We start from the raw sequence: 18,765 nt of genomic DNA, 5'->3' as shown, positions 1-18,765 counted from the left end.
TCGTTACTCACGCCGTGTCCGAACGGCCCACAGCCCGACGAGCAACAGGGCGGCACCGACGACGCCCCCGACCCCGAATCCGGGGGCCGGATACGTGCGTTCGTCCGTGTCGGGTTGCTGGGGCGCGACCGCCAGCCCGTCCACCGACGAGACGGTCGCTTCGAACCGATACGTTCCGTCGGCGGTGTCACGAACCGTCGTTTCCGCTTCGCTCCAGCCGTCCCCGTTGCGGTCCCGTTCGTAGAGCGCGATCTCGTCCGGCTCGAGACCGTGCTCATCGAGTCGATCGCCGTCGACGCTGAACGAGACGGTGGCGGACCCGTCCTCGAGCGACGGGGCACCCGTCACCGCCAGCTGCGAAAGGGCGTCGACGCCGTCCGGCGACGCCGGCAAACCGTCCGGCCGGCGGTTCTCGAACGTGATCGACGCCTCGCCCTCGAGACCGGTGAGTACGATCCCGTCGAACGCGACGCCCTCGCTCGACCCGGTCGGTGGCTGCAAGACGGCGTGGTCGTCCGGGTCCGCACCGTCGACGGTAACCGCGATCCCGTCCTCGATCCGGTCGTGGGTCACGGTCGGGCCGTCACACGTCCCGCTGCGGATCGTGACCGGATCGTCGAGCGACGGCAGCTCCGTTCGGTCGGGGTTGTCGGCGTCCCCGGACAGGACCTCCCAGTCCTCGATCTCGCCGCCGCCGTGGAAGTCGGGATCGTGCAGGTCGTCGTCGTTGTGAAACTCCGCGTCCTCGTTGAACGCCGGGTGGACGGTCACGGCGAACGCGTCGTTGAAGCCGCCACGGATGGCACCGCCGTCGGTCCGCTCGTCCGACCAGATCCAGGAGGCGCTGGCCCAGCCGTCGCCGCTGTCGAACTCGGCCATATTCGTCTCGCCTGTGTAGTTGTCGTCCTCGACGACCCACTCGGCTTCGTGGGGGAGACCGACGATATCGAACGTGGCCATCCCGCCGTTCGTGTCGCCGTCGACCTGATCGTGAACCATGACGAGACTCGTCCCGTCGGTCCCCTCGTGAAGGAACAGGACGCTCGTATCGTCTTCCTGCAGGTGTGACGTCCCGTAGGAGCTATAGAGTCGATCGACGTCTTCCGGATGGGTTTCGTGGTTCCGATAGTCGTAGAACGACGCGACCGTTTCGCCGGTCGAGAGCGGTTCGATCGGCTGGCAGAACTCCCCCTGTTCGATCACGTACGAGTCCGACGGCGGCGGCATCGCCGGCGACGGCGTTCCGGTCGCCGAACTCACGGTTGACCGTGTGACGCCGCCGAAGCTGCCGACCACGAGGAGTCCGACGACGGCGACGACCGCCAGCGTCTTCGCTCGTCGCCTCATGATTCACCCCGCAGTTCCACGCTCGAGGGGTGAGTCACCGCCCCCGATCGATCGAAGGCAGCTTCGTCCCGCCGCGTTCGAGCCGCCAGTTCTTGCCGGATCGTTTCGTGCAACGTTCCGGGCGCGCCGACCCATGCACCGAGGTCCAGCGCGCGCTCGATCAGCCAGCGATAGAGATCGCGGTAGCCGGGGAACTCCCGGTCGTTGAAAAACCGCGGATGCCAGAGGATCGTCATGACGGCCCCGTTTCTCGCCGCCGCCGTGAGCAGGCGCTCGCAGGTTCGCCGAGCCGCGATCGGCTCGGTTCCGGGGTCCGGAAGCGCCTGATCCATAATCGTCAGGGGGAACACGAGGAACCCGTCGTCGAACGGCCGGAGCGGATCGTAGCCCGCGTGAAACCCACACTCGGTCGCCGAGCCGAGGCTGGCGTCGTACTCGAGGCCGATCGATCGGTGGTGTCGCCACGTCTCGGGGACCGCGAGCCGAAGGTGGTGCTGACGACCGCCGACGACTGGGCCGTCGAGAACGCCCTCGAGGACGGCCTTCTCTTCGCGTAATCGCCCCGGATCGTTCCGCGTGTGGTACGAGCCGTGGAGGCCGACCTCCCAGCCGCCGGCATCGAGCTCCCGAACGACAGTCGCGATGTCGTCGTCAGTGATCTCGTACCGTCCCAGATGCTGGATCCAGTTCGACGGTGAGAGCCACTCACGGACCGGGCGAACGGACAGCAAGTGCTGTTCGTTCAGGAAGTAAAAGGCCGATCGAACGTCCAGTTCGTCCTCGAGTGCCATGATCTCCTCGAACTGCCAGTACGGGTTCGACGACGAGAGCGCCGTCCGCAGGTGGTACCGTGGACGCTCCTGTGTCGCGTAGTACAGGGATCGAAACCCCTTGTACGGCCGGTCGACGTCGTGTGTCAGACAGAGGGCGAACTCGGCGTCGTCGGGAAAGGACCGAACGCGTGCGGGTTCGATCCGGGGGCACGAGCCGCCGGCTCGACCGGTCGCCGGTTCGGCGGACATGCCGGCGTCGGGTGCCGGCACCGACCGCCCACTCCGACGCCGACGGTCCCGTCGCCCGTCGCTCGAGCGGTGTTCGTGTCGAGTCGTATCGCTCATTACGGTTTCACTGTCATCGGAACCGATACGATAGTAAATGACAACATTATCCGGGAGCGGAACGTTCGGAGCCGGGAGAAGTCGATGACGACGGCCCGTTCCTACCGCTGGTTCCCCGTCGGCGGGTCAGAACCGTCGCGGCCGGCGATCGCGGCGAGGAGCCGCTTGCTTCCGCGAAGACACTCTCGGAGGACCGGCGCACCGTCGACGAGCCACAGCAAGACCGTTCCGACGGCAAGCGCCAGCTGGACGCGCATGTACGCCGACAGCTCCCCGGCCAGTACCTGCCGCTGATAGCGTCCGAACAGCCGGGCGAACTCGTCGGCGAATCCGGGCGATGCAGCCGCCGCATCGACCGTTGCGACGGGCCAGAGCATCAGTTCCGGGTAGGCCTGTCCCTCACTGACGTAGTTGTAGAGGACGTCCGCCGGCGGGTGAAGGAGGTATCCGATCCCGAACGCGATGCCGGCCCGCGGCCGGCCTCGAGACCGGGCGACAACACCGACGGCGGCGGTAAGCGGTACCGCGACGAAAACCGAGTGTGCGAGCGCGTAGCCGCCGTCGAAGACGCCGAACTCCCACGCAAGCGGTTTGTCGACGACGTCCGGGAGCACCGAGGCGATCCCGACCACGAGCGCCTCGAGTCCGGTCGGCGACTCCCGATAGACGAGCCGACAACACAGTGAGTAGACGAGATAGCCGACGACTGCGTGCTCCCACGGCCACATCAGTGAGCGAAAGCGGTCTCGACGGGTTAGTTATGGAGCAGCTACTCGGCAGTCGGCCGCTCCCTATCGGGACCGGAACGGCATGTATTCGCCCCGAACACGATACAATAAATATATTATCGGTGACGAGAACGGTTTGACTATGGGAATCGGTAGCCGCCTCAAGACCGGATTCGCCCTCTCGGTCGCCAGTCTCCGCGTGTTGCGATCGCATCCGAAACTCGCGGTGTATCCGCTCTGCAGCGGGATCGCGTCCACGCTGTTCGTGCTCGCGCTCCTCGGGCCGCTCGTGCTCGTCAGCGGCGGTTCGCTCGGCTGGCTCGAGTTAGCCGGCCTCTTCGTCGTCTACGTCGGCTCGACGTACATTACGGCCCTGTTCAACGCCGGACTCGTCTACTCCGTTCGGGAGGTGTTCCGCGGAAACGACCCACACATCGGTGACGGACTCAGCGCCGCGGCGTCTCACTCCGGACCGTTGCTCGTCTGGGCGGTTGCAAGCGCCGTCGTCGGAATCGCCATTCGACTCCTCGAGTCCCGCGGGGAGATCGGTGCCCGGATCGCGGCGCTGGTGTTCAGCGTCGGCTGGACGATTGCCACCTTCTTCGTCATCCCCGTGATCGTCTTCGAGGAGCCGTCGCCGACGGGGATGTTCTCCCGGAGCGCGTCGGTATTTACGGAGACGTGGGGTGAGACGGCCGGTGCGAGGCTCGGTCTCGGGATCGTTCCGGGACTGATCACTATCGTCGGTCTCGGAAGTATCGTCGTCGCGGCCGTCGTGCTTCCCGGTCCCGTCTCGTTCGGGGCGATCGTCACGATCGGTCTCGTGACCGTCGTCGCCGCGTTGCTCGTCAGCGGCGTTATCTCCGGCGTCGTCAAGACCGCGCTGTATCTCTACGCAACGGAGTCGATTCACCCCGAAGCGTTCGACGGCTACGATTTCGACGCGCTGATGGATTCCGGCTCCGGCACTGCAGGGCGGGTACCCGGCCGCACAAACCGCGGGATTTAACTGCTCGGCATCGGCGACGGAAGGTGTTTTCTCGTTCAGAAAAACCGGGCCGTTTTTCATAGTAATACCGAAACGAACAGACACCAGTGAGTGAGGAGACCGACCTGTCGACCGTCCTTTCGGTTCTCGACGACGAGTACGCGCGGGAAATCCTCACCCATACGAGCGTCGAACCCATGTCCGCTAGTACATTGAGTGAACGGTGTGACGCGTCCTTGCCGACGATCTATCGCCGTCTTGATCGTCTCGAGGAGTGTCGACTCGTTACCGAAGAGACGGAACTCGCACCGGATGGTAACCACTACAGCGTCTACAGTGCGAATCTGGACCGCCTCGAGTTGTCGCTGGAAGAGGGGGCGTTCGACCTCGAACTCACGTATCGCGAGGAAGACGTCGCGGACAAATTCACGAAGATGTGGGAGGGGATGCGATGAGTCGGAACGTCGTCCGCATCGACGAGGCGACGATGTTCGAACTGCTGACCGTCGCGAGTCTCTTCCTGGTCGCGCTGCTTGGGACCGTCATCGCGTATCAGGCCTATCGCGGCTATCGGCGCAACGACGCGCAGTCGATGCTCTATCTCTCGATCGGGCTGTTGTTGCTCACGCTGTGTCCGTTCGTGGTCAACATCTCGGTGAATACGCTTACCGACACGGCCCAGATCGTCATCGTGTTCTTCGAAAACGTGAGCCGGCTCCTCGGGCTGGTTTCGATCATGTACTCGTTGTACGGACACCATTGAAGACAACGGGTACCGGACGGCGATCGCCGACTGCCAGTGGGGCCGAAGCGAAGCGGAAAGGGAAATGATGGTGGTGGGAGACCACGGCTAGTGGGCGAGGGCTCCTCGAACGACTCGACGGAATCCGCGATTTCGAATCGCGAACGGAGTCGGTGTGGCCATCGTCGTTCGAGTTCGGTGATCGGGCAGTGGGGGACCAACGAGGCGTACGGGCGCGAACCTGTCGTCCCCCACGTCGTGCTTACTGCTGTCTCGTATTAGTGGTGTGAGGGTGTTTTCTGGGTCGGAAAATGCTTCGCTCGGCCAGTCCGAACCGGGTTCGTGCGGCCCTCGGCGACACGTCGCCCGGCGACGCAGCGACGGTCACTCGAGCACCCGGAACTCACACTCGCCACAGGGACAGTTACGTGGCGTTCCGATCGGGCGGGTTTTCCCGTTCGGCCACGACCGGATCGCATACACCGACTCACAGTGAACGCAGACGCCGAGCGTCCGTTCCGCTTCCGTCGAGTCGCCCATACACGGGACGTGCCGATCGAGAGGGATTACTACTGTCCCACACTAGTACGTGATCGGCCCCGAAAACCGTGACAGTCGTCAATCGTCGCTCGGTGCCGTCTCGGGCCGGTAGCCGCGGCTGATCGCCTTCCATCGGCCGGTCGAAAACCGGTAGTAGTTGATCACGGCGGGAACGGCGGTCTCGGCGAGAAACGCGAGGCCGAGTCCGGCCACACCGAGCGGTGGAATCGCGACTCCGGGAATCGGGACCTCGAGTACCGGCACCGTTCCCGGGGAGGGAATTCGCAGTCCCACCGCACCGAGATACGTCAACGGAATCGCGAACCCGAACATCCCCAGCAGTTGGCCGTAGAACGGCCACCGTGTGTCGCCGCTGGCCTTGAGGGCACCCGCGGCGCTCGTGTAGACCCCCTGCAGGACGACGGCGATACAGGCGGCGTAGATGAGCGTGACTGCCGTCGAGACGGCGAGTTCGTCCGGGTTGGACGTGAACGTCAGGACGATCGGTTCGGCGAAAACGAAGACGATCACCGCCGCAACGGCGTAGACCGCGACGGCAAACCGGACGATCTCGCGGCCGTACTCTTCGGCGCGACGTTCGTCGCCGGTTCCGAGTTCCTGGCCGACGAGACTCGAGGCCGCCAGTCCGAACCCCCAGCCGGGTGTGTTCATCAGCCCCCAGATCCGGCGGGTGATGACGTAAGCGGCGGCGGTTTCCGATCCGAAGAGGTCGACGATCGCGAGCATCGGGAACTCGGCGGCCGTCCAGACCAGTTTCGTCCCGAACACCGGGAGGCCGATCGTCAGCAAATCCCGGACGGTGTCCGCGTGGGCGTAGCTTCCGAACGGGTCGACGGCGACCGGAAACGAGCCGAGACCGGGGAGTCGGCCCGCGACCAGTCCGGCCGCGAACGTCGCCGTGACGACGACGTTCGAGAGGACGGTGCCGAGTGCGGCACCGGCGACGCCCCACTCGAGTCCGAAAACGAGGACGGCGTTGAGCGCGATGTTGGCGACGGCCCCACCCGCACGAACGACCATCGGCGTCCACGCGTCGTCCATCCCGACGAACGTACGGCTCCCGATGAGGTTGAGTCCGGCGAACGGAACACCGAGCCCGACGATCCGAAGGTAAGTCGCCCCCTGAGCGATCGCGTTCGGATCGGAACTGATGAGCGAGAGCAACGCCGCCGGGGAGTACCAGAACGCCGCCGTGATCGGCAGCGATCCCACGAGTACCAACAGCGCGCTCGAACGAATCGCCTGCCCGAGCTGATCGTACGCGTCGGCCCCGTATCGCTGGGAGACCAGCGCGATCGTCCCGCCGGCGATACCGCCACCGACGGTGAACGCGAGTCCCCAGAACGGAGCGGCGTAGCCGACGCCGACGATCGCGGTCGAACCGACGGCGACGCCGACCATCGCGACGTCGACCGCGTTTTTCGACATCCGTGCGAGCCCGGTGACGATGCGGGGCCACGCGAGGGCAGTGGTCCGGCGCGCCCGCTCCGGGGCGATCAACTCGAGCCGGGCGAGCGCGAGGCCGATCCACTGCAGACACAGCCGAATCGGGTTCGGAAACCGTCGAGTCACGGGGACCGGATCAGCATAGCAAACTCCGACAAAAAGACCTTCTCGAGCCGGCAGACGGGACCGGTTTCGAATCGATATATCCGTTAGGAGCCGTCGGCTCCCGATCGGTCCGGAAACGGTTGCTCGAGGTCGACCGGTCCGTCGGTAGCGGCTCGCACTGCCGTCACGCAGTCGTCGACGTCGGGACGGGAGACCGAGACGTCGCCGCCACCGGGGACGATCGGTGTGCCGGCGGCGAAGCAATCGACGCCGGAGACGATGGGACCGTAGGCGAACTCGCCAAACACCTCGGTCGCAGTGATGATCCGCTCGCCGTCGACACCGCCGACCGTCTCGGCGAGCGTCCCGACCGTCCCCGACTCGTCCCACCAGAATACCGAGAGGATCACCTCGTCGAGGTCGCCGGTGATCCGAACCGTCTCGCAGTCACGGAACGTGACCGAGACCGCGTCGATTCCGGACCCGGAGCGGTCGCCACCGTCCGACGGCGTCACGGAGTGGTCGCCTTCGTCGTCGTGATCGGCGGCTCCGGGCCGTTCGGTCGCAACCGGTTCCTCTCCGGTATCGTCGGCGTCGACATCCCGTGGCCGGTCGTCAGTTGGTCGGGTACTCACGATCTCGAGACCACTGACTGCGAGTCGGCGGAACGCGAGCGGTATCGGGACGTTCCCTGCGGCGTGGCGGTCGAACCCTGCCATACGCCCCCCATTGCGAACGTCGGGCATCAAGTATTTCACACCGAATACTGACTCTCATCGATCCGAAACCGTCACGGGCCGCCGGCTGCCTCCGAAACTGTTCGGTCTCGAGTCGATCCGCGCCGGCCCGACGACGTGCCGTCCGAACGCCGCGACTGTTAGAACGTTGCCAAGTTTTATCCGATGAAACAGTGTCATTACTCTTATGCCGGTCGATTACGCCGACCGCGAGAAGTCGTACGAACTGTACCGCAACGGGAAACGCGAAGGAACGTGGGACCCCGACGACTACGACCTGACGCAGGATCGGGAGGACTGGAGCCAGTTCTCGACGGCGGAACAGCATCGCTTCCTCGCGACGTGTGCAGGGTTTTACGACGGAGAGGAGGACGTCACACGGACGCTTGCGCCGTACATGATGGCCCTCGATGCCCTGCCCAACGACGAGATGCCCTTCGACACCGTCCAGGAAGAGATGTATCTGGCCCAGCAGGTCTACGAGGAGGCGAAACACACCGACTTCTTCAGCCGGTACTTCGCGGAAGTCTTCGGAACGCAGGATACCGCCCAGTACCGCGAAGACGGCTATCAGGAACAGGGATACAGCACCGAGGACCTCTACGATACCGCGGACGAGTTGCTTGCGGCGGTTAACAGCGGTGATCGGACCGAACTCGTCTACGCACTCGGGGAAGCCTATCTCAACTACATGGGGATCGTGGAGGCGCAACTCGCCCGCGCCGGCTATCTCAGCTTCGACCAGATGATCGAACTGAAAGCCGACGAAATGGGCCGGGAGGTCGTCCTCGAGTCGTTCCAGACGGCGGTCGGCCACATCCGACAGGACGAGACGCGCCACATCGAAAACGGCCGCTGGGTCATGCGGAAACTGGCCGATGCCGAACCGGACATCGTTCAGGACGTCTACGAACCCCGAATCGAGGAGTACGTCGAAAACCGACTGCTCGCCGAGACCGACTACGAACAGCCGTTCGACGGGTACGACCAGCAACGGATCGCCGAGCAGTTGACGAAGTACCTGCAGGATACGATCGATTACATCGGTGCTGACCGGTTCGAACGCTACGCCGACGTCAGTTCGGCGCTCGAGGAACGGGCGGCCGCCGACTGAGGCGGGGCGATCGAATCAGCCGTCGGCCGGAAGCGTCGCCGCCGCAGTTCCGGTCAGCAGCGTCCGCCCCGTCTTTGTCGTCGCTCTGAGGGTCGTCTCGACGGTTCCATCCTCGGAGACGGCGTCGACCTCACCGGTAGCGACGATCGTGTCGCCCGGAAATACGCGCGATCGGAACCGCACGCCGAACGACGAAACCGGCTCGAGACCGAACCAGTCGGTGACGACCCGCGAAACGACGCCGGCCGTGAACATTCCCTGTCCGAAGACGCTCTCGTTGCCCGCGGCACGGGCGTACGGTTCGTCGTAGTGGATCGGATTGAAGTCCCCGCTCGCTCCGGCATACGTGACGAAATCACGACGCTCGACGTCCTCGACGACGACCGCCGGTCCCGCGTCACCGACGGCGACGTCGGAGACGGAGTGGACGCGATCGACGGAGCCGGGAGCGCCGCCGCTTCCACGTCGCCGGTCGGAACCGTCGTCTCCGGCTCCCCCGGCTTCGCTCCGGACCGATGCGGTCGGTTCGTCGACGGTGGAGCCGCTACGCTTCCCGTCCGCGGCGGTCTCGGCCGGTCCGTCGTGGGTCTCATCGTCGATCGCACCCGGCGTTTCGATCGCCGTCGCTCGCTCGGTGAGGACGCGGTCCCCGTTCCGATCGCGGTACGCCGTTTCGAAGACGGCAAACGTCATCGTTCCGGCCTGCTCGCCGTCACGTTGGAAGACGTCGACGAGCGTCGTCGTCCCGGTCAGCACGTCCCCGACCAGAAGCGGCCGGTCGTACTCGTAGGCCTGTTCGCCGTGGAGGACGTACTCCGGTCGAAAGCCGAGGTCGAACCCGTACCGCTCGCGGTCGTCGACGCGATAGCGCGGAAACCGGCTCACTTGCGAGTAGGGAAGCGGCGCGGGACGGCGGTCGTACCCCCGATCACGGGCGACGGCTTCGTCCCGGAAGACCGGATTCGGGTCCGTGATCGCCCGGGCGAACTCCGCGACTTTCCCCGCTTCGATCCGGAACTCCTCGACGGTCCGTCGCGAGTCGCCGATCAGGGCCTCGAGGTCCGACAGTGGCTTGCTCGGCATCCTCACTCGTCGAGTGCGTCGATGCGGAGGTCGTCGTCGAACTCGAGGGTGGACTCGAGCTCCGCCGTGTCGACGTCGTCGAACGCCCACCGGGCGATCGTTCGCCGGTGAACCTCGTCGGCACCGTCGACGATCCGGAACGCACGGACGTTCTCGTAGAAATGGGCGAGCGGGAGATCCTTCCCGATCCCGTTTCCGCCACAACACTGCACCGCGAGGTCGATCGTTTCGTTGGTGACGGTTGCCGTGAACAACTTCGCCATCGCGACCTCGGTACGAGCGTCGCTGCGGTCGAGTTCCCGTGCGGCGTGGCGAACCATCGTCCGGGCGGCGTGCAGTCGCGTTTCGGCGTCCGCGATCCGGTGGCGAAGCGCCTGTTTCTCCGCGAGCGTCGACTCGAACGCTTCCCGCTCGCTGAGATAGGCCTTCGCGATCTCGAGCGACCGCTTTGCCATGCCGGAATACCGCATACAGTGGGTGAGACGGCCGCCGCCGAGTCGCTGCTGCGCGATCCGGAACCCGTGGTTTTCCTCGCCGACGGTGTTCTCGAGGGGGACACGGACGTCGTCGAACTTCACTTCGGCGTGGCCGCCCTCGCGCTCGGTGAGCCCGTGGCCGCCGAGATGCGGGATGTTCCGGACGACCTCGACGCCGTCGGCGTCGGCCGGCACGAGAACGATCGACGTCCCCTCGTAGGGGTGGGCGTCCAGATCCGTGCGGGCCATCACCAGATAGAAGTCCGCGGCCAATCCGTCGGTGGTCCACCACTTGTGCGCGTTGATGACCCACTCGTCGCCGTCTTTCACCGCGGTGCTCTGGAGCATTTTCGGGTCCGAGCCGCCGCCCTGCCGCGGCTCGGTCATCGCAAACGCCGACGTGAGTTCCCCCTGAACGAGCGGTCTGAGCCACCGTTCTTTCTGGTCCTCGGTGCCGACCAGCTCGAGCGTGTGCATGTTCCCCTCTTGAGGCGCGTTCGCACGAACGGCGAGCGGACCGAGCAACGACCGGCCGACCTGCTCGAACGACGGCAGCATGTCGCGAAAGTCCAGCCCCTGTCCGCCGTACTCCGGTGCGACCTGCGGAGCGAACAGGTTGCGATCTTTCGCCCGGTCCCACAGGGCCGCCAGTTCGTCCATCGAGAGTTTCTCGCCCGTCTCGAGCGCCTCCCGCTCCCGCGGGAGCACGACGTCGACCATAAACTCCGCGACGCGACTCGCCACGGCGTTCGCTTTCTCGGAGTCGTGGTAGTCCATACCCGGACGTCCACGTCCTACATTGTAAATGTGCACAAAACTACAGGCTAACAGTTTTCGGTTGTTGGCACGAGCCGACGGGCAGTGGAAACGAGCGAAACCGATCCCGATCGACTCGAGCGCGAGTGAGAGCGTGCTATCGCCCGGTGGGCGATACGTTCGAACCGCCACCGCTCATTGCGTGGCCGGCCGTGACAGCCACCTGACGGCCGTCCGTTTTCGCCCACGTTTTACGTCCGGCACCGCAACGGTAGCCGATGACTCGTCCAGTGGTGATAGACACGGACCCCGGTTGTGACGACGCGCTGGCGCTTCTCCTTGCGCTCGAACGCTCCGAACTCGACCTCGTCGGGCTAACCACGTCCCACGGGAACACAGCAGTCGACGCGACGACGACGAACGCCCGTTCGATCCTCGAGTTGACCGATCGGACGGACGTGCCGATCGCGAAGGGGGCCGACCGCCCGCTGGCCGTCGACCTCCAGACGGCCGAGCACATCCACGGGTCGGACGGGATCCGTGGTCCGCTGCCGGAGCCGACGGAAGCGACACGCCCCGTCGACACCCACGCCGCCACGTTCATCGTCGAACAGGCACGGGCCCACGAGGGCGAACTTACGCTCGCCGCGCTCGCGCCGCTGACGAACGTCGCGCTTGCACTCGCGCTCGAGCCCGACCTTCCGGAACTGCTCGACGAACTCGTGCTCATGGGCGGTGCCGCGTTTAGCCCCGGAAACGTTACCCAACTCGCCGAGGCCAACTTCCACTCGGATCCGCACGCGGCCCATCGCGTCGTTCGTGACCTCGATCCAACCATCGTCGGCCTAGACGTGACGAAACACGCGACCCTCCCGTCGGAGTGGGTCGACTCGATCCCGCGGGACGATCCGCTCGGTCGCTCGATCAATGAGTGGCTCACGTACTACTCCGCCGAGCACCTCGAGCGATACGACATCGATTCGGCACCGATTCACGACGCGCTGGTGATCGCGGCCCTCGTCGACGACGTGCTGGAAACGGACCCGTTCTACATGGAGGTCGGCACCGACTCCGACCTCGCACAGGGCGCGCTGGTCTGTGATCCCAACGACGTCACCGGGAACGAGCCCAACGGTACGGTCGCCGTCGACGCGGACTACGAACGGTATCGCGACCTGTTCGTCGAGACGATCGATCGGTTCGTCGCGGAGACGATCCACTGAGTACGGCCTATCTTCCTACGAGGAGAGAATCCCGCCGTTCACGGCGGGCGTGAATCCGACGAAGCTGACACAATTAATGTTTAGTAGCACTGCCGATATTTAAGTAATCTTGGTTCGTAGCATAGCAGACACCGAGGCGGTCACACCGCCACCTAAATGCACAATATCGGGACTTCGTGGCCCAGAACGTTCGAGACACCCTCTCGAACCGCTGTGGTGTCTCGGCTAAGATAACTCCGAGTCCCCGACCGGGATAGGAGTAACGGCGGTGTGGCCCTGCCATCGGCCCGTCATGCCGACGAGTCGTCAACCAGCAAATATCCCAACCCAGCGGTGCGGTGCCGTGGGAACCCTCGCCGTTTACGGCGAGGAGGAGGTCACTCACGCTACGCTGCCCCGCCTGTAGAATAGCTGCTACCGGTTCTCTCTCTGCTCTACTTTGTTCAGATAGATAATATCCAATGTGCGAACAGATGAAACACTGGTGACTGTACCATTGGGTTCCTGCTGGTGGTAAGATTCTTTGTCTATGGCATCATAGTCTCATTTATGTCAGCAGAAACGGACGGGCAGGGGAGGCTGTACATCCCCAAAGACGTACGAGAAAAATACGGCGAGAAGTACCACATCGTCACGTACGAGGACAGAATCGAACTCGTTCCGGTTGCAGACGACCCGCTCGCTGCAGTCCGTGAAGCGGCGGGCGAGTTACGTGACGCGTCCGTCGATGATATTCGTGCGGACATTGAAGCAGAAGCGAAAGCTGAGGCCCGTGAGAAAGGAGACGATAGATGACGGTCTACGTCGAAACCGACTTTTTACTCGCACTCGCCAAAGACTCGGACTGGTTGCAGCAATCAGCAGAGGAGGCACTCGACGAGTACGACGTAGAAACGTCGGCCTTCTCCTATCTCGAACTCCTTCTCGCCCGAGAACGGTACGAGTTCGATTACGTCCCACTCGTGGCAAATCTGCTCGAACTCGTCCCTGTCCGGGACGAGGAAGAGCGACAAATCGTTCTGAAGGCCATCAACTACTACGGCGAGGGAATGACGGCGTTCGATGCGTTCCACGCAGCGACTGCGGAAACACGGACGGTGAACGTGCTCTCATCGGAGAAAGACTACGAGGACATCGAGGTGAAACGAGTTCCGCTAGAACCGGCTGATGAATGACGTAGCAATATCTCCGTCGCGTGCTACCGATTCTCGCGCTGTTCGACCTTGTTCAGTTCGATCAGCAGGCGGAAAATCGCTTTCACCAGGTTCGCGTCGACGTCGAACTGTTCGGCGTTTTTGCCCGCCCGCTCCATCACCTGCTCTTCCTGCTTTTCGTCGGTCGTCGGCAACCCCTGCTCGTCTTTGACCTGCGCGATCGTATCCGCGACGTAGGTACGCTGGGCGATCAGTTCGACGATCTCCTGGTCGATCGACTCGATCTCCTCGCGTAACTTATCGAGACAGACGTCTTCCGGCGTTCGATCCTCCTCGTCCCCGTTCGTACTGGCTGGCTCTCGAGTCATGTCGTTCGTGCACCGTCAGTTCGTGTTTGCAGTAAGCGCGTCGTTCCGTCGCGGTCGGTCCATCGCTCCCGGATCGTCGTGAGCGGCTCCCGATCCCCGACGGCGACGTAGCTCGGCCCCGTCCCCGACAGGGAAACGCCGGCGGCGTCGGGTAGCGCGTCGATCATCGGGTCCGTCGAGAACCCGAGAGCGCCACAGAACGCAAAGCCGTTGACGGTCATTGCCTTCCCGTACCGGCCGTCGAGGGCGAGTTCTTCGACGAGATCGGCCATCGGTGCGACCCGCTTGCAGGCGGCGGCGTCCGCGTCGGCGCTGTAGGACTGTTTCGGCGGCGTATACACGAGGGCGTGCCAATCGATCGCCTCGCGAGCGAGCAGGCCGTCGGTCGTATTGTCCGTGACCGTGACGCCGCCGAGCATGCTCGCGCTGGCGTCGTCGAACGCGCCGGTGACCGTCACGCCGGCCTCGCGGGCGGCCCGAACGCCCAGCCGGCAGGCCTCGATCCGTTCGACGGCATCGGCGATCGCGAGCGCATCGAGCGTCGCGAGGACGGTTGCGTTGGCCGCAGCGCTCGAGCTTTTCAGCCCCGAGGCCATCGGCACCTCGCTTTCGGTGCGAACTCGTGCACCGATATTTACGTCCTCGAGTCCCGCCGGTTCGGCGTACTCGGCAAGCGTCAGTTCGACACAGCGTTCGACGAGCGTCGTATCCGCGTCGGGCTGGCCGGAAACCTCGCCGACGATCCCACCGTCATCGGTGAGTTCGACGGTGGCTGTCGTCTCGAGATCGATCGCGAACGCCGACCCGGTTCCGGTCGCGAGTGCGTTGAGAACCGTCCCGGCTGCGGGGGCGACGGCGCGGCCGTCCATACGGGCACTCTCTCAGAGAGCGTATTTACGGCTGACGGTCTCGACAAATGCCCCCACGGATCGCGTCAGTCGTCAACGGGTACCTAGCTGTGAGTGGCTGAAAGCCCCCATCACGGCCGCTTCGGTATGGATCAGTCCGCGGAAGAATAATATCAGCAACATCATATCAGTTGAGAAGTATTCGAAATCATGAGCGCGAAGATGGATGAGCAACACCGCTGGCTCGCGACGATGGTCCTCGGACTCCAGCTTTCGGTTCTCGGGCTCGTACTGGACAACTTCTTGCTCGTCATCGCCGGTGTGGGGGTGACCATCGTCTGGTACTTTTCGAGTTTTTGGTAGCGATGCGTGGGCTCGACGGGTCGATACGAGTCCACGATCGGAGCCACGTCGCTCGAGGAGCGATCGATGGAATGGGCCACTGGGATAGCGAACCCGGTGACCGGAACACACCGTTTTTCCCGACTCCGGACGAACGATCGGGCAATGAGCACGCGCAGTAACGTCGCACCCAGTACGATCGGCGTCGATTTCGTCGAAGGTGGCGTCGTCGTCGAGTACCTCGACGGTCGTGAGGTGTTTTACCACGGGCCGCCGGAACCCGTCGAGGGCGGGATCACGACCCCGCCCGGAAAGCACGTTCACGTTCTCGTCACCGATCCCGACGGGATCGAGGGCGTCATGACCTACGTCAACGACCGCGATACCCACGACGAGATCCTCGAGTCGACGGGCGTCGGTCGCGTCATCCTCGAGTCGGACGACGAAGAAGTACTGTACCCGGGTGTTACGGTTTCGACCGACGCGTACTCGGTTCGCGTCGAGGCCGATCCGGCGGTCGTCGACGGCCGCGTGTTCGTGTTCGCTGAGGACGAAATGAGCGAGCACGCGTACGAAATCGTCGACGGCGACGATCCTGGGGACGGGAGCGGGGTCTGATCCGATGCCGCTGCAAAAGCCCTGGCGGGACCTCGATCGGGAAACGATCGCGGGCGCTCCCGACAGCCCCGGCGTGTACGAACTCGGGGACGAATCGGGAACGGTTCTCTCGGTCGATCACGGCGTGCTTCGCGACGAACTCAAGACGGCACTGGCCTACGGCGACGGCGATCGGGTCCGCTGGACGGAGACGCACACCCTCGACCGCGCTCGGTCGCTCGCGGACGACCACCGCGAGCGACTCGAGTAGCGAGGGCGCGCTCCGTTACTGAATGTACGACGGGTCGGTATCGTCGCACCGCTTTTCGTGTTCGGTTGCGTCCGATTTCTCGTCGAAGAGCAGCCCACAGGTCTCACACTCGTACCAGGTGGCCTCGTCCCGCTCGGTCTGGACTACCATACTGTCCGATCCGACACCGACGGCAAAAGGCGTTTCTCCGCTTCGAGGACCCGCCTCGGCGTCGTCCGCTCGCGGTCGAACGGCTGGCGCTCGGGAACCCGGGACGGGGCAATTCTCAAGGCGGCCGGCACGTAACGGAACGCGTATGAGCGGGTCGGACTCCGACGGCGTTTCGCTGACGGTTCGAGCGGCGGAGAAACGGGACGCGGGCCGGGGAGTCGCACGGATTCCCGAACTGGCACGCCGACAACTGGGTGTGCTAAGCGGCGATACCGTCGTCATCGACGGCGAGGAGACGACGGTCGCGAAGATGTGGCCGGCCGATCCGTCGGTTCCGGAGACCGTCATTCAGATCGACGGCGATACCCGTGCGAACGCAGGGGTTCACGTCGGCGACACGGTTACGGTCCGGCCCACGGACAAGTCGTCGATCCGGGAAGCCGAGCGGGTCACGTTGACGCCGCCGGCCTCGCTGTCGGACGCCCAACAGCAGGTCGCCGAGCGCGAGGCGACCAAGAAGCTTCGGAACCGCCCGGTCCGAGCCGGAGAACAGGTCCGGGTCGAAGGCGTCAGCCAGGACCCGTTCCGGGTCGTCGATACGACACCCGACGGCGACGTTCGCATCACGAGCACCACGACGCTCCGGATCGTCGATACCGACTCGAGTCCGGGCAAGCCCGTGCGCTCTCGGTCCGAGGCCGGAAGTACGGACGGCTCCAGAGCCGGGCGCGAATCCGAACCGACGGGTGCGGACGCGACCGCTTCCCCGAACCGGTCCGACGAACTCGAGCCCGGGTCCGGCGTCACCTACGAGGACATCGGCGGTCTCGACGACGAACTCGAACTGGTTCGTGAGATGATCGAACTCCCGCTGTCGGAGCCGGAACTGTTCCAGCGGCTGGGCGTCGAACCGCCGTCGGGCGTGTTACTGTACGGGCCGCCCGGGACCGGCAAGACGCTGATCGCCCGCGCGGTCGCAAACGAGGTCAACGCCAACTTCGAGACGATCTCCGGACCGGAGATCATGTCCAAGTACAAGGGTGAATCGGAGGAACGGCTCCGCGACGTCTTCGAAACCGCGGCGGCCAACGCACCGACGATCGTCTTCTTCGACGAGATCGACTCCATCGCCGGGACCCGCGACGACGACGGCGACGCCGAAAACCGCGTCGTCGGCCAGCTGCTGACGCTGATGGACGGGCTCGACGCCCGCGGCGAGGTGATCGTCATCGGTGCGACCAACCGCGTCGACACGATCGATCCCGCGCTCCGGCGCGGCGGTCGGTTCGACCGCGAGATACAGATCGGCGTCCCCGACGAGGACGGCCGGCGAGAAATCCTCGAGGTCCACACCCGCGGCATGCCGCTTGCGGACGACGTCAACATCGAGGCGATCGCGCGGCGAACACACGGCTTCGTCGGTGCGGACCTCGATGCCGTCACCAGCGAAGCCGCGATGGCGGCGATCCGTGATCGACCGACCGAGACGGACGACCGCGCGGCGTGGAACCGAAACCCGACGGTCCACAAGCGCCACTTCGACGAGGCGCTTGCGTCCGTCGAACCCTCGGCGATGCGCGAGTACGTCGCCGAATCGCCGAACACGGACTTCTCTGACGTCGGCGGCCTCGCGGACGCAAAGCAGACGCTCCGGGAATCCGTCGAGTGGCCGTTGACCTACGATCGGCTCTTCGAAGCGACGAACACCGATCCGCCGTCGGGCGTGTTACTGTATGGCCCGCCCGGGACCGGCAAGACGTTGCTCGCCCGGGCACTGGCCGGCGAGACCGACGTGAACTTCGTTCGCGTCGACGGTCCCGAGATCATCGATCGGTACGTCGGCGAAAGCGAGAAGGCGATCCGGGAGGTGTTCGAACGCGCTCGCCAGGCCGCGCCGTCGATCGTCTTCTTCGACGAGATCGACGCGATCACGGCGGCCCGCGGCGAGGGCCACGAGGTTACCGAACGGGTCGTCTCACAGCTGTTGACCGAACTCGACGGAATGCGGGAAAACCCGAATCTCGTCGTCCTCGCCGCGACGAACCGCAAGGACCACATCGATCCTGCGTTGTTGCGTCCCGGTCGACTGGACACCCACGTGCTCGTTCCCGAACCCGGTCGGGAGGCGCGCGAAAAGATCCTCGAGGTCCACACCCGCGGCAAGCCGATCGGTGACGACGTCGACCTCGAGTCGCTGGCGGCCGATCTCGAGGGGAAGACCGGCGCGGATCTGGAGGCGCTCGTCAGGAACGCCTCGATGGAAGCCATTCGCGAGGTCGCAGCCGAATCCGATCCCGAAACCGCAAACGAACGAGCCGACGATATCGTCATCGAACGCCGCCATCTCGATGCCGCCCGCGAGAGCCTCGCTGAGTCCCGATAGGAACGCCTCCCGGCGTTCCGTACTCGGTCCCGTTGCGACTCACGGGGTACTCGCTTCCGGCTCCTCCTCGAGTCGTTGTAACTGCGCTGGTGTTCCGAACACGGACAGCGTATCTCCGGCCTGTAGGGTCTCGTTGTCCGCCGGGACGGCGATCTCGGCGTCTTCTCGATCGATTGCGAGAGCCGTCCCCGACACCCAGCCAGCGAATTCGTTCTGGGCGACCGATAG

The 18,765-nt window shown here is 64.6% G+C and carries 23 protein-coding genes; 11 read left to right on the top strand and 12 right to left on the bottom strand.

All coding sequences use genetic code 11. From position 1 onward, the window contains the following. Positions 1 to 3 precede the first annotated feature (3 nt). The 3 genes from TX80_RS13050 to TX80_RS13040 all read right to left on the bottom strand — a co-directional run bounded on the left by TX80_RS13050 (position 4) and on the right by TX80_RS13040 (position 3,193). Positions 4 to 1,347, bottom strand: a complete 1,344-nt coding sequence (locus TX80_RS13050) for a hypothetical protein (RefSeq protein WP_049923560.1) — start codon at positions 1,345 to 1,347, stop codon at positions 4 to 6. Continuing rightward, on the bottom strand, positions 1,344 to 2,369 hold the full coding sequence (locus TX80_RS13045) for a polysaccharide deacetylase family protein (protein WP_230198754.1): 1,026 nt from the start codon (positions 2,367 to 2,369) through the stop codon (positions 1,344 to 1,346). Before TX80_RS13045 ends, TX80_RS13050 begins: the two co-directional genes overlap by 4 nt. 197 nt (positions 2,370 to 2,566) lie before the next feature. Beyond that, positions 2,567 to 3,193: a metal-dependent hydrolase gene (locus TX80_RS13040; RefSeq protein WP_049923559.1), complete on the bottom strand. Its 627-nt coding sequence runs from the start codon at positions 3,191 to 3,193 to the stop codon at positions 2,567 to 2,569. Positions 3,194 to 3,335: 142 nt separating this feature from the next. On the opposite strand from TX80_RS13040, the gene TX80_RS13035 reads away from it, so the two are divergent. The 3 genes from TX80_RS13035 (at position 3,336) to TX80_RS13025 (ending at position 4,944) form a co-directional block, all read left to right on the top strand. After that, entirely contained in the window at positions 3,336 to 4,202 is an 867-nt protein-coding gene (locus TX80_RS13035; RefSeq protein ID WP_049923558.1) for a DUF6159 family protein, read from the top strand. Positions 4,203 to 4,288: 86 nt separating this feature from the next. Continuing rightward, a complete protein-coding gene (locus tag TX80_RS13030; protein ID WP_049923557.1) occupies positions 4,289 to 4,636 on the top strand; it encodes an ArsR/SmtB family transcription factor in 348 nt (115 codons plus the stop codon). Beyond that, entirely contained in the window at positions 4,633 to 4,944 is a 312-nt protein-coding gene (locus TX80_RS13025) for a DUF7521 family protein (RefSeq protein WP_049923556.1), read from the top strand. Before TX80_RS13030 ends, TX80_RS13025 begins: the two co-directional genes overlap by 4 nt. 363 nt (positions 4,945 to 5,307) lie before the next feature. On the opposite strand, the gene TX80_RS19485 is transcribed toward TX80_RS13025, so the two are convergent. From TX80_RS19485 to TX80_RS19805, 3 genes are all read right to left on the bottom strand, one after another. Then, positions 5,308 to 5,463, bottom strand: coding sequence for a hypothetical protein (locus TX80_RS19485; RefSeq protein WP_195893080.1), 156 nt, complete (start codon positions 5,461 to 5,463; stop codon positions 5,308 to 5,310). A gap of 78 nt (positions 5,464 to 5,541) precedes the next feature. Continuing rightward, positions 5,542 to 7,056: an MATE family efflux transporter gene (locus tag TX80_RS13020; RefSeq protein WP_049923555.1), complete on the bottom strand. Its 1,515-nt coding sequence runs from the start codon at positions 7,054 to 7,056 to the stop codon at positions 5,542 to 5,544. Positions 7,057 to 7,139: 83 nt separating this feature from the next. Next, positions 7,140 to 7,754 carry a hypothetical protein gene (locus tag TX80_RS19805; RefSeq protein ID WP_230198733.1) on the bottom strand — a complete coding sequence of 205 codons (615 nt, stop codon included), beginning with the start codon at positions 7,752 to 7,754 and terminating at the stop codon, positions 7,140 to 7,142. 205 nt (positions 7,755 to 7,959) lie between these two features. On the opposite strand from TX80_RS19805, the gene TX80_RS13010 reads away from it, so the two are divergent. Then, entirely contained in the window at positions 7,960 to 8,886 is a 927-nt protein-coding gene (locus TX80_RS13010) for a ribonucleotide-diphosphate reductase subunit beta (protein WP_049923554.1), read from the top strand. 15 nt (positions 8,887 to 8,901) lie between these two features. On the opposite strand, the gene TX80_RS13005 is transcribed toward TX80_RS13010, so the two are convergent. After that, the gene (locus TX80_RS13005) at positions 8,902 to 9,969 is read right to left on the bottom strand and encodes a MaoC family dehydratase (protein WP_049923553.1); all 1,068 of its coding nucleotides are present in this window, start codon (positions 9,967 to 9,969) and stop codon (positions 8,902 to 8,904) included. A 2-nt stretch (positions 9,970 to 9,971) separates the two neighbouring features. Continuing rightward, positions 9,972 to 11,222 (bottom strand): acyl-CoA dehydrogenase family protein, encoded by a 1,251-nt coding sequence (locus TX80_RS13000; protein WP_049923552.1) that lies wholly within the window; start codon positions 11,220 to 11,222, stop codon positions 9,972 to 9,974. A 257-nt stretch (positions 11,223 to 11,479) separates the two neighbouring features. Here TX80_RS13000 and TX80_RS12995 point away from each other — a divergent pair, with 257 nt between their 5' ends. The 3 genes from TX80_RS12995 to TX80_RS12985 all read left to right on the top strand — a co-directional run bounded on the left by TX80_RS12995 (position 11,480) and on the right by TX80_RS12985 (position 13,599). Then, the gene (locus TX80_RS12995; RefSeq protein ID WP_049923551.1) at positions 11,480 to 12,424 is read left to right on the top strand and encodes a nucleoside hydrolase; all 945 of its coding nucleotides are present in this window, start codon (positions 11,480 to 11,482) and stop codon (positions 12,422 to 12,424) included. A gap of 549 nt (positions 12,425 to 12,973) precedes the next feature. Then, positions 12,974 to 13,219 carry a hypothetical protein gene (locus TX80_RS12990; protein WP_049923550.1) on the top strand — a complete coding sequence of 82 codons (246 nt, stop codon included), beginning with the start codon at positions 12,974 to 12,976 and terminating at the stop codon, positions 13,217 to 13,219. Beyond that, positions 13,216 to 13,599 carry a PIN domain-containing protein gene (locus TX80_RS12985; RefSeq protein ID WP_049923549.1) on the top strand — a complete coding sequence of 128 codons (384 nt, stop codon included), beginning with the start codon at positions 13,216 to 13,218 and terminating at the stop codon, positions 13,597 to 13,599. Before TX80_RS12990 ends, TX80_RS12985 begins: the two co-directional genes overlap by 4 nt. 23 nt (positions 13,600 to 13,622) lie before the next feature. Here TX80_RS12985 and TX80_RS12980 read toward each other — a convergent pair whose 3' ends face one another. Further along, complete coding sequence (locus TX80_RS12980; RefSeq protein WP_049923548.1) at positions 13,623 to 13,946, bottom strand: chorismate mutase; 324 nt, start codon at positions 13,944 to 13,946, stop codon at positions 13,623 to 13,625. Beyond that, a complete protein-coding gene (locus TX80_RS12975; RefSeq protein WP_049923547.1) occupies positions 13,943 to 14,815 on the bottom strand; it encodes a shikimate kinase in 873 nt (290 codons plus the stop codon). Before TX80_RS12975 ends, TX80_RS12980 begins: the two co-directional genes overlap by 4 nt. 189 nt (positions 14,816 to 15,004) lie before the next feature. Between TX80_RS12975 and TX80_RS19040 the strand changes: the two genes are divergently transcribed. The 3 genes from TX80_RS19040 to TX80_RS12965 all read left to right on the top strand — a co-directional run bounded on the left by TX80_RS19040 (position 15,005) and on the right by TX80_RS12965 (position 16,004). Next, entirely contained in the window at positions 15,005 to 15,157 is a 153-nt protein-coding gene (locus TX80_RS19040; RefSeq protein WP_154658646.1) for a hypothetical protein, read from the top strand. Between the two features lie 144 nt (positions 15,158 to 15,301). Continuing rightward, on the top strand, positions 15,302 to 15,754 hold the full coding sequence (locus tag TX80_RS12970; protein WP_049924081.1) for a DUF5796 family protein: 453 nt from the start codon (positions 15,302 to 15,304) through the stop codon (positions 15,752 to 15,754). 4 nt (positions 15,755 to 15,758) lie between these two features. Then, on the top strand, positions 15,759 to 16,004 hold the full coding sequence (locus TX80_RS12965) for a DUF7508 domain-containing protein (protein ID WP_049923546.1): 246 nt from the start codon (positions 15,759 to 15,761) through the stop codon (positions 16,002 to 16,004). Positions 16,005 to 16,019: 15 nt separating this feature from the next. On the opposite strand, the gene TX80_RS20010 is transcribed toward TX80_RS12965, so the two are convergent. Then, positions 16,020 to 16,154 carry a DUF7128 family protein gene (locus TX80_RS20010; protein WP_049923545.1) on the bottom strand — a complete coding sequence of 45 codons (135 nt, stop codon included), beginning with the start codon at positions 16,152 to 16,154 and terminating at the stop codon, positions 16,020 to 16,022. A 145-nt stretch (positions 16,155 to 16,299) separates the two neighbouring features. Here TX80_RS20010 and TX80_RS12955 point away from each other — a divergent pair, with 145 nt between their 5' ends. Further along, complete coding sequence (locus tag TX80_RS12955; RefSeq protein ID WP_049923544.1) at positions 16,300 to 18,537, top strand: AAA family ATPase; 2,238 nt, start codon at positions 16,300 to 16,302, stop codon at positions 18,535 to 18,537. A gap of 39 nt (positions 18,538 to 18,576) precedes the next feature. On the opposite strand, the gene TX80_RS19035 is transcribed toward TX80_RS12955, so the two are convergent. Further along, on the bottom strand, positions 18,577 to 18,765 hold a 189-nt coding region (locus TX80_RS19035), incomplete at its 5' end, for a cation:proton antiporter regulatory subunit (RefSeq protein WP_195893079.1).

The organism is Halopiger djelfimassiliensis (genome assembly GCF_000455365.1).
In the GTDB taxonomy this organism is placed as follows: domain Archaea; phylum Halobacteriota; class Halobacteria; order Halobacteriales; family Natrialbaceae; genus Halopiger_B; species Halopiger_B djelfimassiliensis.
This window is presented reverse-complemented; position numbering and strand designations above follow the sequence as displayed.

Excerpts from the sequence above, each read along its gene's own strand:
- TX80_RS13050 (WP_049923560.1), bottom strand. The coding sequence starts at position 1,347 with ATGAGGCGACGAGCGAAGACGCTGGCGGTCGTCGCCGTCGTCGGACTC.
- TX80_RS13045 (WP_230198754.1), bottom strand. The coding sequence starts at position 2,369 with ATGTCCGCCGAACCGGCGACCGGTCGAGCCGGCGGCTCGTGCCCCCGG.
- TX80_RS13040 (WP_049923559.1), bottom strand. The coding sequence starts at position 3,193 with ATGTGGCCGTGGGAGCACGCAGTCGTCGGCTATCTCGTCTACTCACTG.
- TX80_RS13035 (WP_049923558.1), top strand. The coding sequence starts at position 3,336 with ATGGGAATCGGTAGCCGCCTCAAGACCGGATTCGCCCTCTCGGTCGCC.
- TX80_RS13025 (WP_049923556.1), top strand. The coding sequence starts at position 4,633 with ATGAGTCGGAACGTCGTCCGCATCGACGAGGCGACGATGTTCGAACTG.
- TX80_RS19485 (WP_195893080.1), bottom strand. The coding sequence starts at position 5,463 with ATGGGCGACTCGACGGAAGCGGAACGGACGCTCGGCGTCTGCGTTCAC.
- TX80_RS19805 (WP_230198733.1), bottom strand. The coding sequence starts at position 7,754 with ATGGCAGGGTTCGACCGCCACGCCGCAGGGAACGTCCCGATACCGCTC.
- TX80_RS13010 (WP_049923554.1), top strand. The coding sequence starts at position 7,960 with ATGCCGGTCGATTACGCCGACCGCGAGAAGTCGTACGAACTGTACCGC.
- TX80_RS13005 (WP_049923553.1), bottom strand. The coding sequence starts at position 9,969 with ATGCCGAGCAAGCCACTGTCGGACCTCGAGGCCCTGATCGGCGACTCG.
- TX80_RS13000 (WP_049923552.1), bottom strand. The coding sequence starts at position 11,222 with ATGGACTACCACGACTCCGAGAAAGCGAACGCCGTGGCGAGTCGCGTC.
- TX80_RS12995 (WP_049923551.1), top strand. The coding sequence starts at position 11,480 with ATGACTCGTCCAGTGGTGATAGACACGGACCCCGGTTGTGACGACGCG.
- TX80_RS12990 (WP_049923550.1), top strand. The coding sequence starts at position 12,974 with ATGTCAGCAGAAACGGACGGGCAGGGGAGGCTGTACATCCCCAAAGAC.
- TX80_RS12985 (WP_049923549.1), top strand. The coding sequence starts at position 13,216 with ATGACGGTCTACGTCGAAACCGACTTTTTACTCGCACTCGCCAAAGAC.
- TX80_RS12980 (WP_049923548.1), bottom strand. The coding sequence starts at position 13,946 with ATGACTCGAGAGCCAGCCAGTACGAACGGGGACGAGGAGGATCGAACG.
- TX80_RS12975 (WP_049923547.1), bottom strand. The coding sequence starts at position 14,815 with ATGGACGGCCGCGCCGTCGCCCCCGCAGCCGGGACGGTTCTCAACGCA.
- TX80_RS19040 (WP_154658646.1), top strand. The coding sequence starts at position 15,005 with ATGAGCGCGAAGATGGATGAGCAACACCGCTGGCTCGCGACGATGGTC.
- TX80_RS12970 (WP_049924081.1), top strand. The coding sequence starts at position 15,302 with ATGAGCACGCGCAGTAACGTCGCACCCAGTACGATCGGCGTCGATTTC.
- TX80_RS12965 (WP_049923546.1), top strand. The coding sequence starts at position 15,759 with ATGCCGCTGCAAAAGCCCTGGCGGGACCTCGATCGGGAAACGATCGCG.
- TX80_RS20010 (WP_049923545.1), bottom strand. The coding sequence starts at position 16,154 with ATGGTAGTCCAGACCGAGCGGGACGAGGCCACCTGGTACGAGTGTGAG.
- TX80_RS12955 (WP_049923544.1), top strand. The coding sequence starts at position 16,300 with ATGAGCGGGTCGGACTCCGACGGCGTTTCGCTGACGGTTCGAGCGGCG.